Raw genomic sequence first — 15,513 nt, 5'->3', positions numbered from 1 at the left:
CATGGTTACTCTTGTTTTTTGATAAGAACTAGGTTAAAATATAACTTGAATAATTGTTTTGAAAAGGCAATAACACAAGGAGAGTTTTTATGATTTCAAATCAAATTTTACAAAATACAATAGAGGGAATAAAAAGCATATCAAGAGTAGACTTATATGTTGCAGATACAGATGGAAAAGTGATTGCAGGAACATCCCAGGCGGGAGAGCAGTTTGGACATGCAATTATGTCATTTGTTGCTTCACCGGCAGATAGCCAGTCTGTTCAGGAATATCAGTTTTTTAAGGTATATGATGAGAATCAGTTAGAACTGATATTAATTGCACAGGGAACGAGCGATGACGTATTTATGGTTGGCAAGATGGCAGCCTTTCAGATACAAAATTTGTTGGTTGCATATAAAGAGAGATTTGACAAAGACAATTTTGTCAAAAACCTTCTTTTAGATAATCTCCTCCTTGTTGATATTTATAATAGAGCAAAAAAATTGCACATTGATGTCGATGCAAGAAGATGTGTATGTATTATTGAGACAAAGAATGAGAAAGACAGTGTTGCACTTGAAACAGTGAGAACATTGTTTGCAGGTCATAAAAAAGACTTTATAACAGCAGTAGATGAAAAAAGTATTATTCTTGTAAAAGATTTAGATGAGAAACAGGGATATGAGGAGGTGGAACGCATTGCCAATACAATCGTAGACATGTTGAACACTGAGGCTATGGTAAAAGCAAATGTTGCATATGGAACGATTGTGAAGGAAATTAAAGAAGTATCACGTTCTTATAAAGAAGCGAGAATGGCACTTGACGTGGGAAAAATTTTCTTTAGTACAAAAAATGTTGTAGCGTATAACAATCTTGGAATTGGCAGGTTGATATATCAGTTGCCGATTCCACTGTGCAAGATGTTTATTAAAGAAATTTTTGAAGGAAAATCACCGGACGAGTTCGATGAGGAGACGTTGTCTACAATTAATAAGTTCTTTGAAAATAGTCTGAATGTTTCTGAAACATCCAGACAGTTATATATTCATAGAAATACATTAGTTTATAGATTGGACAAGCTTCAAAAGAGTACCGGTTTAGACCTTAGAGTGTTTGAGGATGCCATAACATTTAAGATTGCATTAATGGTTGTTAAATATATGAAGTATATGGGTAATGCAGATTTTTAAAATATTATAGCTCTATTACATAGAGCTATGTTGCCTAATTGGCACATACGGTAAAAGTGAAAAGCAAGGATGAGATTGCTTTTCACTTTTAATACGTTATAAATGAGCAGAGGTAGATAACAGAGATAAACGATAGGGATTAAGGAGAATGCAAATGATTAAAATTGAAGGTGTAAGTAAATCCTATGGCAATGGAGCACCGGCACTTAATAATTTGAACCTTGAAATAGATGAGGGTGAATTTGTTTTTGTTGTGGGAGCAAGCGGCTCGGGCAAATCAACATTTATCAAGTTACTTTTAAAGGAATTAAATCCAACTGACGGAAATATAACAGTGAACGATACCAATCTGTCGAAACTTAAGTCGAGAAGCGTGGCAAAGTATCGTAGAAAAATAGGAGTAGTATTTCAGGATTTTAGACTTTTACAGGATAGAGATGTGTATTCCAATATAGCGTTTGCACAGCGTGTTATCGGTGTAGCACCGAGAGAGATAAAGAAGAATGTGGCGAGGGTTTTGTCTCTGGTTGGATTGTCAGAGAAATACCGTTCCAATCCTAATGAATTATCCGGTGGAGAGCAGCAGAGAGTGGCATTGGCAAGAGCGCTTGTAAATCAGCCGGAAATTCTTTTGGCAGATGAGCCAACCGGAAATTTGGACCCGGAAAATTCTTGGGAAATTATGAAATTATTAGATAAAGTTAACAAGCAGGGAACCACCGTTATCGTAGTTACGCATAATATGGAGATTGTGGATAAGATGCAGAAACGGGTAATTACGATGAAAAAAGGTGTCAAGGTAAGTGATAGCAAGGTGGTGGAATAGATGAATACAAGAACAGCGAGATATTGCCTGAATCAGGGGCTGGTAAATATAAAAAGAAATAAACTGTTTTCTCTGGCATCTATTGGAACGATTGCTGCATGTATTTTTCTGATTGGAATTATATTTACTATTATTATTAATGTTAATTTTATGGAAAAACAGGTAGAGCAAAATCTTGGAGTTACTGTTTTCTTTGATAAAGGGATTCAGCAGCAACAGGTGGATGCCATAGGAGAACAGATAAAGTCAGACAATCGAGTGGAAAAATACGAATATACATCAGCGGAAAAAGCCTGGGAGGGATTTAAAGACAGTTATTTTGAGGACGATCCGGACTTGGCATCTGGTTTTGATAAGGATAATCCATTGGCAAATTCGGCATCTTATACAGTATTTTTGAAAAATATAGATGACCAGGATGCGTTTGTTAAAAAAATGGAAAGTTTAGAGGGTGTCAGAAAAGTAAAACATTCGGAACAGGCAAAGGAAACTCTCACTACTGTGGGTAAGGTTTTAGGTTATGTTTCCGTGGCTCTGATTATTATTTTATTAGGCGTCGGTATTTTCTTAATAAGCAATACGGTTATGATAGGAATTTCTGTAAGACAGCATGAAATAAAAATTATGAAGTTAATTGGTTCAACCAATGCGTTTGTAAGAGCGCCGTTTATTATTGAAGGTATAATTATTGGATTGATTGGTTCTGCATTACCACTTATCCTGATAAGAGTAATATATAATAGACTGATTGGGTTTGTTATATCGAAGTTTGGGGTTATGGCGAGTGCCATATCATTCGCTTCGGCGCGTGACATTTTTGTAATATTGGTTCCAATGGGACTGGGGATTGGAGCAGGTATCGGATTGATTGGTTCGGTGCTATCACTTAGAAAACATTTGAAAGTATAAAAGAGGAAGTATTATGAGAAGATTATCGAGAATATTTAGTCTGGGATTGGCGGTTATGCTTGGCGTCACTATGACATGTGCAACGTCATTTGCAGATGTAAAGAGTGAAAGGGACAAGTTGTCTGATTTGAATGCACAGAAAGATGAAGCAGCAGCAGAGAAAAGAAAGCTTGAAAATTCTAAATCTGATGCTGAGGCATACATAAGCAATGTGGACAAGCAGCTGACAAGACTGGCTACAGATATTTATGAGACAGAGCAGAATCTGGATAAGACAAAAGATAAGATTAGTAAAACAAATAAAAAACTTAAGACGGCGCAGGAAAGTGTTACGGTTCAGTATAGTGATATGAAATTGAGAATACAATATATGTATGAAAACGGTGACACTCAGATGTTGGATTTAATTTTAAATTCGGGTAGTATTACGGAATTTTTAAATAAAGCTGAATATATTACAGAGTTGTCACAATACGATAGGAAGATGCTTCAAAAGCTAAAAGACACGAGACAGGAGATTGCTGATGCGAAAAAAACTTTAGAGACAGAAGAGAAAAATCTTGTGGCAATGCAGAAACAGCAAAAGAGTGATAAGGCAGAGTTGGAGCAATTGTCAGAGTCAAAGAAACAGGAATTGGCTTCTTATAAGTCGCTGTTAGCGGATAACGAGGCAAATGCGGCAGCGCTTGATGATGCAATTAATGCGCAGGAGAGAAGAATTGCATCCGCAGAACAGGAAAGTATTGCGGCGGCAAAAAGGGCAGCGGAACAGAGAGCAGCGGCACAAAAAGCTGCGCAGGCACAGCAGGCAGCAAACAATAAACCAAGCGGAAATCAGGGAAATACCGGAGGCGGTTCCCATTCCGGAAATGGTAGTTTTATATGGCCTTGTCCGGGATATACATCTGTGTCATCAGGTTATGGTTACAGAAGCGATCCGTTTTCAGGCTCCAGTTCATTTCATAATGGAATAGATATACCGGCACCGTCCGGAACGCCGGTCGTGGCAGCAGGTTCCGGAACTGTAGAGTGGTCCGAGCCAAATCCAACAGCCGGTAACTGGATTGGAATTAATCACGGAAATGGAGTATATACTATTTATATGCATATGTCTGCATTATTGGTAGGCGCAGGTACTCAGGTAAGTGCCGGACAGACGATAGGTCTTGTGGGAACAACGGGTTCTTCTACAGGAAATCATCTGCACTTTACGGTCAGAGTAAATGGTGCTTATGACAATCCGTATAATCATTTAAAGTAATAAAGTTATAGTTTAATTATCACTTAGATTACATATATATGAGGATGAATTGAAAAAATAAAGAAAGAAGAAAAGAAAGAGATATGAAGAAAAATAAGACTAGATTTGTACCAGGCTTTCTGCTTGGAATGCTGGCAATGCTTGTTTTGGTTGCAAGTATTGGTATTGGGCTTTATTTTTCAAAAGAGAAAATAAATGTTGGAACGCCGGTTAGTGATAAAGTGTCAAATAAAATTGATTTTTTAGAGAAATTAATTGAGGCAAAGTATTTAGACGAAACTGATAAAGACAAATTGGAGCAGGGAATATATAAAGGGTTACTCTCTGGTTTGGAAGACCCTTATTCGGTATATTATACCAAGGAAGAATATGCAGCTTTGATGGAGGAAACTTCCGGAACTTATTGCGGTATCGGCTGCCTTGTTTCTCAGGATGCTAAAACCGGTGTAATTACAGCAATTAATGTTTTTGATAATTCTCCTGCAATGAAAGCCGGAATGAAGGATGGAGACATTATTTATAAGGTGGAAGATAAAGAAGTTACCGGAGAGGACCTTAACAATGTTGTAGCGAAAATGAAAGGTGAAAAACATACAAAAGTTAAGATTAACATATACCGTGCTTCAGAAAAGAAGTATATGGATGTGGAAGTTACAAGGGATGAGGTAAATGTCCCAACTGTTGAGTATAAAATGCTGGATAAAAAAGCCGGGATTGGTTACATACAGATAACGCAGTTTGAACAGGTGACCGACAAACAATTTTCTGTGGCATTGGCTGATTTAAAAAAGCAAGGAATGAAATCGGTTATCTTTGACGTAAGGGATAACCCGGGCGGTCTTTATGATGTTGTATGTAATATACTTGACGAGTTACTTCCGGAGGGTACACTTGTTTACACAATGGATAAGGATGGCAAGAAAGTTGAGCAGACTTCGGATGCAAAAAGCGTTAATATACCAATAGTCGTGTTACAAAATGAGAACAGTGCCAGTGCTTCAGAGATTTTTGCCGGAGCAATTCAGGATTTTGGTGCCGGAAAGATTGTCGGAACACAGTCTTTTGGTAAAGGAATTGTTCAAAGTATTCTTCCGCTCAGTGATGGTTCAGCAGTCAAATTGACAGTGGAGAAGTATTATACACCAAAGGGTGTGAACATTCATGGTAAAGGAATTACACCGGATGTGGTTATTGAAGCCGGAGAGGATGAAAAGAAAGATTTACAGTTAGAGAAGGCTGTGGAGACGATTAAAAAGATGAAATAAAGAATCAATAGGGTAATGATTGGAGGTTTGGATGAAGCAGCTGACGATGATTTTAAAAAAGACCGAGTTAATCAGTGAATTGAATGAGGAATTAAAAAATATTGGTATTCATCATGGAACGATTGTTGACGCGAAGAGCATGACCAATGGTCTTAGAGCGTGGTCAGACGATTCGATTATTATAGGTGGGGTTCTCAGAAGAGCGAAAAATTTTGAATATAATGAGAGTTGTAAAATTCTTATGTTTATACTTGAGGATGAACAGTTAGAGAGTGCAAAGAGAGTAATTAATGACGTAGTCGGTGATATCAGCAAGCCCGGTACAGCTATTATGTTTACAACTCCAATTGATTTTGCAGAGGGACTTGGAGAATAAAAATGGAATCCAAATATTTACTACTGATATATTTAACTGTTGGACTTTTTTTGTGTCTGATTGCGGGAAAAATTGTTAAACAGTTTAAATTACCAAATGTTACAGGATATATTATAATGGGACTGATTGTAGGGCTTGTGCTTGGAACACATCAGATGGAAACACTTTTTGGAGAAAATGTGGCAGAGGAAATGGTTTCTAAATTTGATGTAATTAAGGATTTGGCGACAGGCTTTATCGCGTTTTCTATCGGTACTGAGTTTGAATTTAAATATATAAAAAAACTGGGAAGTTCACCTGTCGTAATTGCATGTTGTGAATCTGTAGGAGCAGTTGTATTTGTTGCTCTCGGTATTTATATTGTCACTGGGAATATACAGTTGGCATTGATTATGGGGGCCATTGCGGCGGCAACAGACCCGGCGGCAACGATTTTAGTGGCAAGGCAATATAAGGCTAAGGGAATTGTGACCAGAACATTGATACCGGTTGTTGCGATTGATGATGCTACAGCGTTGATGTCATATGGTATTTGCGTGGCGTTGGCAAGGTCCCTTACAGGGCAAATTTCAGCAGCAACTTTTATTGAACCGATAAAAGAGATTTTTGGTTCGCTGGCATTTGGAATTTTGCTTGGAGTAATATTTACTATATTAATTAAGTTTTATACCGGTCGCGGAAACAGACTGGCAATCACAATAGCAATGGTTTCTTTATGCGTTGCTGTTTCTCATATTGAAGTATTGAGTTTTTCGCCACTTCTTGCCTGTATGGCACTCAGTATTACTGTGGTAAATATTTCTCACAATTGGGAACCGGTATTTGAACAGATGGATAGAATGACCCCTCCTATTTTTATGTTGTTTTTCTTTGTCACAGGGGCAGGAATGGATATCTCTATTTTACCTAAGGTAGGTCTTATCGGTGTTGTTTATATTATTGTTCGTGTAATAGGAAAAATGGCAGGGGCTTATCTTGGCGGCAGGATTTCTCATGCTGATAAAAATGTTCAGAAGTATCTTGGTATCGGTTTGATACCGCAGGCAGGTGTCGCTATTGGACTTGCTATGATGTGTGGAACAGTGGTTCCGGAGTATGCAAGTGAAATTACGGCTGTAGTGGTCTGTGGTACGATTATTTATGAATTGGTAGGTCCAATATTTACAAAGATTATGCTAGTAAAAATCGGTGAGATAAAACAATAAAGGCGGGAAAGTTTATGTTTAAAATGGATAGCGCTTTTTTTAGAGTTGTGAATAAAATTTTTGACGTGGCTGCTGTAAGCATTCTTTGGTTTGTATGCAGCCTTCCGTTATTTACGGCGGGGGCAGCGACAACGGCATTATATGATACAGTTTTAAAAAATATAAGAGGGAATAGAGGGTATTGCTATAAAGGATTTTTTCATTGTTTTAGAGAAAATTTTAGAAATACAGTTGTTCCATCTGTTATATTTGTAATTTTAACACTTATATCTATTGGAGATGTGGTTATATTACATAATAATATAAGAGAAGTACCGGAATTTGCAGGGATGCAATTTATATTTATTGGATTTTGGGGAATGATAATGACATGGGCAATATGGACTTTTGCCTTGACTGCAAGATTTGAGAATACATGGAAAGTTACAATGAAAAATGCGGCCATTATGTTTTTTGCGCATTTGCCGACTACTTTTATTATTATAATTATATTTGGAATATCTGCGATGCTGTTTTGGGATATTCGATTTTCTGTTGCTTTTGTACCTGTTGGAGCAATGTTTTTAAACAGTTTGCTGTTGGAAAAGGTTTTTGTAAAGTATATTGAGAAAGAAAACTAAAATAAAACAAAATGTAGTGTGAAATTATTCAGAAAAAAGGTTTACATAAAAAGTACAGAATTAATTGAACAAATGTTCGAGTAATTCTGTACTTTTTTATGCTTCAGTGGTACAATGAGTGTGGTAATAAGAAAAAAATTATTGGAGAGGATATGGAGATGGATAGATTTGTTTTAAAAGCGCCTTTTAAGCCTACAGGTGACCAGCCACAGGCAATAGAAGCTTTGGTGAAAGGCTTTCAGCAGGGAAATCAATTTGAAACATTGCTAGGTGCTACCGGTTCGGGAAAAACTTTTACAATGGCAAATGTGATACAGGCTTTAAACAAACCTACGTTGATTTTGGCACATAATAAAACATTAGCAGCTCAGTTATATGGTGAGTTTAAGGAAATGTTTCCGGATAATGCCGTAGAGTATTTTGTCTCGTATTATGATTATTATCAGCCGGAGGCATATGTTCCGAGTACGGATACTTATATTGAGAAGGATTCAGCAATTAATGATGAGATAGACAAGCTTCGTCATTCGGCAACTATGGCGTTAATGGAAAGAAAAGATGTTATTATAGTATCATCGGTTTCCTGTATTTATGGATTGGGTGATCCGATTGATTATAAAAATATGGTTGTGTCTCTTCGTCCGGGAACAATTAGGGATAGAGACGAGGTGATTCATAAATTGATTGAAATCCAGTATGACAGAAATGATATGGATTTTAAACGTGGAACTTTTAGGGTAAGAGGTGAAAACTTAGAGGTTTTTCCTGCTTCGTATACGGATAGCGCTGTAAGAGTTGAGTTTTTTGACGATGAGATAGAGCGTATTACAGAGATAGATACATTGACAGGGGAAGTAAAGAGGGCTTTGGAGCATGTGGCTATATTTCCAAATTCCCATTATGTTATCCCACCGGAGAGAATGGAGGGAGCTATCAAAGCAATTGAAGCAGAGTTAGCGGAACAGGTAGCTTTTTTTAAATCAGAGGATAAGCTCATAGAGGCGCAGCGCATAGCGGAACGCACAAATTTTGACATGGAGATGTTACGAGAGACAGGAATATGTTCGGGAATAGAAAACTATTCGAGACATATGGCCGGGTTAGAACCAGGTGCTACACCTCATACGTTAATTGAATATTTTGGAGATGATTTTCTTATTATAATAGATGAAAGTCACATTACACTGCCACAGGTTCGTGGGATGTATAATGGTGACCAGTCCAGAAAGGGTACACTGGTGGATTATGGATTTCGTCTTCCGTCGGCAAAAGATAACAGACCGCTGAAGTTCGAAGAGTTTGAGAGTATGATTGACCAGATGTTGTTTGTATCGGCAACGCCGAATGTATACGAAAAAGAGCATGAATTATTGAGAGCAGAACAGATTATCAGACCTACGGGACTGCTTGACCCAGAAATTAGTGTGCGTCCTGTTGAAGGTCAGATTGACGATTTGATTTCAGAGATTAATAAAGAGGTAGAAAAGAAGAATAAGGTGCTTGTTACTACATTGACAAAACGTATGGCAGAGGATTTGACAGATTATATGCGTGATGTGGGAATACGGGTGAAATATCTTCATTCTGATATCGATACGCTAGAGCGTACGGAGATTATCCGTGATATGCGTTTAGATGTCTTTGATGTATTGGTCGGTATCAATCTTCTTCGTGAGGGGCTTGATATTCCTGAGATTAGTCTGGTGGCTATTTTGGATGCGGATAAAGAGGGATTTCTGCGTTCAGAGACTTCACTGATACAGACGATAGGACGTGCGGCGCGTAACTCGGAGGGACATGTAGTTATGTATGCTGATACGATAACTGAATCTATGGACAAGGCAATTTCTGAGACAAACAGAAGACGTGAGATACAGAAAAAATATAACGAAGAAAATGGAATTACACCGACAACGATTAAGAAAGCGGTTCGTGATCTTATCAGTATTTCTAAGGAAGTCGACAAGAAGATTAATGATATAGAAAAAGATCCGGAGTCTATGGACAAAAAGGAATTGAAAAAGCTGATGGACAAGGTAGAAAAGAAAATGCAGAAAGCAGCGGCAGAGCTGGATTTTGAAACGGCGATTGAGATGCGTGAGCGCCTTGCAGAACTTAAGCTGATGTATCATAGATAAGAAAGGAATAGAGAGATGGCAAATAAGAAAAAGTACATTAAGATTAGAGGGGCATGTGAACACAATCTAAAAAATATAAATATAGATATACCAAGAGATGAATTTACGGTTATTACAGGGTTAAGTGGCTCTGGAAAGTCCTCTTTGGCTTTTGATACCATTTATGCAGAGGGGCAAAGAAGATATATGGAGTCATTGTCTTCTTATGCAAGACAGTTTTTAGGTCAGATGGAGAAACCGCAGGTGGAAAGTATTGAAGGACTGCCGCCGGCTATTTCTATTGACCAGAAATCTACAAATAGGAATCCACGTTCTACGGTGGGGACGGTGACGGAAATATATGATTACAAGAGATTGTTGTTTGCAAGAGCCGGTATACCACACTGTCCAAAATGTGGAAAAGAAATAAAAAAACAGACCATTGATGAAATGGTAGATAAAGTTATGGAATTGCCGGAGCGTACAAAGTTTCAGATACTGGCACCTGTTGTGCGTGGAAAAAAAGGAAGGCATGAAAAGGTATTTGAGAGTGCAAAAAAAAGTGGTTATGTCAGAGTTCGTGTAGATGGAAATATGTATGAACTTACAGAAGAAATAAAATTAGATAAAAATATAAAACATAACATTGAAATTATTATTGATAGATTGAGTATTCGAGAAGGAATTGAGAAGCGTCTTACGGATTCTATTGAAAATGCATTGAAGCTTGGAAATGGATTGATGGTTGTAGATGTAATTGGCGGAGAGGCAATTACTTTCAGTCAGAATTTTGCATGTACTGATTGTGGCATTAGTATTGATGAAATACAGCCGAGAAGTTTTTCTTTTAATAATCCGTTTGGTGCATGTCCGGATTGTTTTGGGTTGGGATATAAGATGGAGTTTGATATTGATTTAATGATTCCGGATAAAAGTCTCAGTATTAATGAGGGAGCTATTGTCGTTCTTGGATGGCAGAGTGCAAACGATGGAAAGAGTTTTACAAACGCAATTTTACAGGCTTTGGCTAAAAAATATGGATTCAGCCTAGATACACCGTTTGAAAAATATCCTAAAAACGTGCAGGATATTTTAATTAATGGAACTAATGGTGAGCGCGTTCCGGTACATTATCAGGGACAACGTGGTGTAGGAACTTATGATATTGCATTTGAAGGATTGGTGAGAAACGTAGAAAGGCGTTATCGTGAGACCGGTGCGGAATCCAGTAAGGCAGAGTATGAGACTTTTATGAGAATTACACCGTGTGCAACCTGTCATGGGCAGCGGCTTAAGGCAGAGTCTCTGGCTGTAACAATTGGAGATAAAAATATATATGAAATGACAGAAATGCCCGTGAGAGATTTGAAACAGTTTCTGGATGAACTTAAACTTACGGATACACAGTTGGCAATTGGAAAAGAAATTTTAAAAGAAATTAAGGGAAGATTACAGTTTTTAATAGATGTGGGGTTGGATTATCTGAGCTTATCCAGAGCTACCGGAACTTTGTCCGGAGGAGAGGCACAGCGTATCAGACTGGCAACACAGATTGGTTCCGGTCTGGTTGGTGTTGCATATATTATGGATGAACCAAGTATTGGTCTGCATCAGAATGATAACGAAAAACTGCTTGCTACATTGAAACATTTGCGGGATTTAGGAAACACTTTGGTGGTAGTAGAACATGATGAAGATACAATGTTGGCGGCTGATTATGTAGTTGATATTGGCCCTAGGGCAGGAGAGCATGGCGGTGAGGTCATTGCAAAGGGAACAGCACAAGAGATTATGAAGAATAAAAAGTCCATAACAGGGCAATATCTTAGCGGAAAAATTTGCGTGCCAGTGCCTGAGAAAAGAAGAAAACCTACTGGATTTATTAAAGTAGTAGGGGCAACAGAAAATAATTTGAAAAATATCAGTGTAAAAATTCCTCTTGGTATATTTACATGTGTTACCGGAGTTTCCGGCTCAGGGAAAAGTTCTCTTGTCAATGAGATTTTATATAAAAGCCTTGCAAGGCAGTTAAATCGTGCGAGAACGATTCCGGGCAGGCATAAAAAAATAGAGGGTGTGGAGCAGCTGGATAAGATTATTAATATAGACCAGTCACCGATTGGAAGAACTCCGCGTTCGAATCCGGCAACCTATACCGGGATGTTTGATATGATTCGAGATTTGTTTGCTACGACGATGGATGCAAAGGAACGTGGCTATAAGAAGGGACGTTTTAGCTTTAATGTGAAGGGAGGGCGCTGTGAGGCATGCTCCGGAGATGGAATCTTGAAGGTTGAAATGCATTTCCTGCCTGATGTGTATGTTCCATGTGAAGTTTGTGGTGGAAAGCGATATAATCGTGAGACTCTCGAAGTGAAATATAAGGGTAAAAATATTTATGATGTGTTAGAAATGACGGTGGAAGAAGCATTAGACTTTTTTCAAAATGTACCGAGAATATATAATAAGGTGAAAACACTTTATGATGTGGGTCTTGGATATATTAAGCTGGGACAGCCAAGCACACAGTTGTCCGGAGGAGAGGCACAGCGCATCAAATTAGCAACAGAATTGAGCAGAAGAAGCACGGGAAAGACGATTTATGTTTTGGACGAGCCGACGACAGGACTTCATTTTGCAGATGTGCATAAATTGGTTGAGATTTTGCAGAGGCTGACCGATGAGGGCAATACGGTATTGGTGATTGAGCATAATCTTGATGTGATAAAGGCAGCAGATTATATTATTGATATGGGACCGGACGGTGGTGACCGGGGAGGCACTGTAGTTGTTGCAGGAACACCGGAAAAGGTGGCGGAACATGAGACGAGTTATACGGCAAAATTTGTGAAGCAGATGCTGGAAAAAGCAACTAAGAAGTAGATAATTATTGTGAATGAGTTAGATTCATTTTATCGTGTTTTGTTGTTTGAAGAAATTTTGTGAGGTTTTTATAAAAAAACGATTCATAAAAATGTTTAAAATTTATAGGTTTTAGGCAAAGTGATGAAGATAAAAAAGTTGCTCTAAAACCCTTTAAATCAGGCAGAAAATATGGTAAATTTTAAGTACAAATTAAATAAGTTTTTTATACCGAATGTTTTTACAAGGTGCATTAACAGCATGTGTTACCGGATGTCGACCCGGTAACAAAAGTATCTGAGTATAGGTAAGCAAAGGAGATTACCAATTGATATCCTGCTTATATTACAGTGGAAACGAAGAAGACTGTAAAATGAGTATTTTTTGGATAAAGTATCACGGAGAGTTGGAAAGGATAGATGAGTATTCAAAACGAAGATTCGACGAGGAATGATATTTTATTTGAGCAGATATCTAAAGCCGTAAGCAGGCAGAGAAATAGATAATTGGAAATAAAAGAGCCGATAGTAGAAGAGAAAAGTCGGATATGAGTGATGAGAAAGTTTCCGGAGGAGAAAGAAAAGCCTGTAGTTGTTAATGAAAAAGGTAAAAACCAGGTATTGATATAGAAGGCATCTGGTATATAGAAATTATATATCAGGTGTCTTTTTTGTGGGGGAAGATTTTTATATATGTATCGTATAGATGTAAAGACATAAATGCTTAAAAGCTTACTACTGTTTAGTTTGATTAATAAATGAGGGTATTTTAAAGTTATAGGGCTTTGAATACCCACTTTTTAAGTGTTAATATAAGAGATATGGCAAAAAATACGATTCTCTTCTGATGAAAAATATTCTTTATTCTTGTTTAATAAACAAAAATGAAGTAGAATTGTAGGAGTATATATGCATTAGGTTGTTATACAACTGAAAATTATATAAGAATGGAAGGGAAACTTAGGAGGAGACATGAATAGAGAGTTAGTTATTGTAATTGATTTCGGTGGACAGTACAATCAGTTGGTAGCACGTCGTGTTCGTGAATGCAATGTGTATTGTGAAATTTATTCATACAAAACAGATATTGAAAAAATTAAGGAAATGAATCCAAAGGGAATTATTCTGACAGGTGGTCCAAATAGTTGTTATGAGGAAGATTCTCCTACATATAGAAAAGAGTTATTTGAACTTGGAATCCCTGTATTAGGTTTGTGTTATGGAGCACAGCTGATGCAGCACATTTTAGGTGGTAAGGTGGAGAAGGCACCGATTCGTGAATATGGAAAGATAGAAGTTCATTTAGATACACAGTCAAAGCTGTTTACAGATATAGAAAAAAATACAGTATGCTGGATGAGCCATAATGACTATATTTCGCAGCCGGCACCGGGATTTACGATTACGGGATATACAAACGATTGCCCTGTCGCAGTGGCAGAGTGTCCGGAAAAGAATCTGTATGCGATACAGTTTCATCCAGAGGTGCTTCATACTGTTAGAGGAAAAGAGATATTAAGTAATTATGTGTACAATGTATGTGGTTGTGCAGGTGATTGGAAGATGGATTCGTTTGTGGAAAATTCCATTAAGGCCATTCGTGAAAAAGTAGGAGATGGAAAGGTATTGTGTGCACTGTCAGGTGGTGTGGATTCATCGGTGGCAGCGGTACTTTTGGCAAAGGCTATTGGAAAGCAATTGACTTGTGTGTTTGTAGACCATGGTTTGCTTAGGAAAGATGAAGGTGATGAAGTTGAGGCTGTGTTTGGACCAAATGGTTCTTATGACTTAAATTTCATCCGTGTTAATGCACAGGAAAGATATTATAAAAAACTGGCAGGTGTTGAGGAGCCGGAAGAGAAGCGTAAGATTATTGGTGAAGAGTTTATCCGGGTATTTGAGGAAGAGGCAAAGAAAATCGGTTCAGTGGATTATTTGGTACAAGGAACAATTTACCCTGATGTTGTAGAGAGTGGTTTGGGCGGAGAGTCCGCTGTGATTAAGTCGCATCACAATGTAGGTGGATTACCTGATTGCGTGGATTTCAAGGAAATTATTGAGCCACTTCGTGATTTGTTTAAGGATGAAGTCAGAAAAGCCGGATTAGAGTTGGGTATTCCGGAGTATCTGGTCTTTCGTCAGCCATTTCCGGGACCGGGACTTGGAATAAGGATTATTGGAGAAGTTACCGCTGAGAAAGTTAAAATGGTTCAGGAGGCAGACGCTATTTATCGTGAAGAAATCGCTAAGGCGGGGCTGGATAAGGAGATTAATCAATACTTTGCGGCATTGACGAATATGCGCTCCGTTGGTGTTATGGGTGATGAGAGAACTTATGATTATGCTATAGCATTGAGAGCTGTTAAGACGATTGACTTTATGACAGCAGAGTCGGCGGAGATACCTTATGAGGTATTGAATCGGGTGATGAATAGGATTATTAATGAAGTCAAGGGGGTTAATCGGGTAATGTATGATTTGACGAGTAAGCCGCCGGGAACGATAGAGTTCGAGTGATGAAATGGGTTTTAAGAAGCTAGTGTTTATGCGGGTTGCAAACAAATTTGTTTAGGAACTGGCAACATTTTTAACATCATGCACTAAATAATTACATCAATAGCATAAAGAAAACCTTGCTGATTTGCGCGAGCAATGAGGAAAATGGAAATGCTTGCATTTCCATTTGACGAATGCCGCGATAACCGCACGACAGTGCGGGTTCAGATATGGAAATTGAATATCGGCAAGGTTTTTTTATGCTTATTTCTGTTTTTTCTTTTTAGCTGTTTTCTTTTCTTTTTTTTCGATTTTCTGAAATTCCTCCATAAGCATATCACTGTTAATGACATTCTGATTTTGCAGTTTTTTGGCGTTTAAATTTTGTGTTTTTTGATA

Annotated in this window: 11 protein-coding genes; all 11 read left to right on the top strand. The window is 37.9% G+C overall.

The annotated features are described in order from the left end of the window. Positions 1–89 precede the first annotated feature (89 nt). The 11 genes from Q5O86_RS04175 to guaA all read left to right on the top strand — a co-directional run bounded on the left by Q5O86_RS04175 (position 90) and on the right by guaA (position 15,135). Positions 90–1,178: a CdaR family transcriptional regulator gene (locus tag Q5O86_RS04175; RefSeq protein ID WP_302625891.1), complete on the top strand. Its 1,089-nt coding sequence runs from the start codon at positions 90–92 to the stop codon at positions 1,176–1,178. Positions 1,179–1,332: 154 nt separating this feature from the next. Then, positions 1,333–2,004, top strand: a complete 672-nt coding sequence (gene ftsE, locus Q5O86_RS04170) for a cell division ATP-binding protein FtsE (RefSeq protein ID WP_302625890.1) — start codon at positions 1,333–1,335, stop codon at positions 2,002–2,004. Further along, complete coding sequence (gene ftsX / locus Q5O86_RS04165; protein WP_302625889.1) at positions 2,005–2,913, top strand: permease-like cell division protein FtsX; 909 nt, start codon at positions 2,005–2,007, stop codon at positions 2,911–2,913. Between the two features lie 13 nt (positions 2,914–2,926). Then, on the top strand, positions 2,927–4,174 hold the full coding sequence (locus Q5O86_RS04160; RefSeq protein WP_302625888.1) for a murein hydrolase activator EnvC: 1,248 nt from the start codon (positions 2,927–2,929) through the stop codon (positions 4,172–4,174). Between the two features lie 83 nt (positions 4,175–4,257). Further along, positions 4,258–5,439: a S41 family peptidase gene (locus tag Q5O86_RS04155; RefSeq protein ID WP_302625887.1), complete on the top strand. Its 1,182-nt coding sequence runs from the start codon at positions 4,258–4,260 to the stop codon at positions 5,437–5,439. Between the two features lie 31 nt (positions 5,440–5,470). Next, entirely contained in the window at positions 5,471–5,815 is a 345-nt protein-coding gene (locus tag Q5O86_RS04150; protein ID WP_302625886.1) for a hypothetical protein, read from the top strand. A 2-nt stretch (positions 5,816–5,817) separates the two neighbouring features. Beyond that, complete coding sequence (locus Q5O86_RS04145; protein WP_302625885.1) at positions 5,818–7,020, top strand: cation:proton antiporter; 1,203 nt, start codon at positions 5,818–5,820, stop codon at positions 7,018–7,020. Positions 7,021–7,034: 14 nt separating this feature from the next. Continuing rightward, positions 7,035–7,640, top strand: a complete 606-nt coding sequence (locus Q5O86_RS04140; RefSeq protein ID WP_302625884.1) for a YesL family protein — start codon at positions 7,035–7,037, stop codon at positions 7,638–7,640. Between the two features lie 158 nt (positions 7,641–7,798). Beyond that, entirely contained in the window at positions 7,799–9,778 is a 1,980-nt protein-coding gene (uvrB, locus tag Q5O86_RS04135) for an excinuclease ABC subunit UvrB (RefSeq protein WP_302625883.1), read from the top strand. 15 nt (positions 9,779–9,793) lie between these two features. Next, the gene (gene uvrA / locus Q5O86_RS04130; protein WP_302625882.1) at positions 9,794–12,640 is read left to right on the top strand and encodes an excinuclease ABC subunit UvrA; all 2,847 of its coding nucleotides are present in this window, start codon (positions 9,794–9,796) and stop codon (positions 12,638–12,640) included. Positions 12,641–13,590: 950 nt separating this feature from the next. Next, positions 13,591–15,135 (top strand): glutamine-hydrolyzing GMP synthase, encoded by a 1,545-nt coding sequence (gene guaA / locus Q5O86_RS04125; RefSeq protein WP_302625881.1) that lies wholly within the window; start codon positions 13,591–13,593, stop codon positions 15,133–15,135. The last annotated feature ends 378 nt before the right edge of the window (positions 15,136–15,513 follow it).

Origin of the sequence: uncultured Eubacterium sp. (assembly GCF_937958975.1) — a bacterium.
Lineage (GTDB): Bacteria > Bacillota > Clostridia > Lachnospirales > Lachnospiraceae > Eubacterium_G.
This window is presented reverse-complemented; position numbering and strand designations above follow the sequence as displayed.

Coding starts and splice junctions, on each gene's coding strand:
- Q5O86_RS04175 (WP_302625891.1), top strand. CDS start 90: ATGATTTCAAATCAAATTTTACAAAATACAATAGAGGGAATAAAAAGC.
- Q5O86_RS04150 (WP_302625886.1), top strand. CDS start 5,471: ATGAAGCAGCTGACGATGATTTTAAAAAAGACCGAGTTAATCAGTGAA.
- Q5O86_RS04140 (WP_302625884.1), top strand. CDS start 7,035: ATGTTTAAAATGGATAGCGCTTTTTTTAGAGTTGTGAATAAAATTTTT.
- guaA (WP_302625881.1), top strand. CDS start 13,591: ATGAATAGAGAGTTAGTTATTGTAATTGATTTCGGTGGACAGTACAAT.
- ftsE (WP_302625890.1), top strand. CDS start 1,333: ATGATTAAAATTGAAGGTGTAAGTAAATCCTATGGCAATGGAGCACCG.
- Q5O86_RS04155 (WP_302625887.1), top strand. CDS start 4,258: ATGAAGAAAAATAAGACTAGATTTGTACCAGGCTTTCTGCTTGGAATG.
- Q5O86_RS04145 (WP_302625885.1), top strand. CDS start 5,818: ATGGAATCCAAATATTTACTACTGATATATTTAACTGTTGGACTTTTT.
- Q5O86_RS04160 (WP_302625888.1), top strand. CDS start 2,927: ATGAGAAGATTATCGAGAATATTTAGTCTGGGATTGGCGGTTATGCTT.
- uvrA (WP_302625882.1), top strand. CDS start 9,794: ATGGCAAATAAGAAAAAGTACATTAAGATTAGAGGGGCATGTGAACAC.
- ftsX (WP_302625889.1), top strand. CDS start 2,005: ATGAATACAAGAACAGCGAGATATTGCCTGAATCAGGGGCTGGTAAAT.
- uvrB (WP_302625883.1), top strand. CDS start 7,799: ATGGATAGATTTGTTTTAAAAGCGCCTTTTAAGCCTACAGGTGACCAG.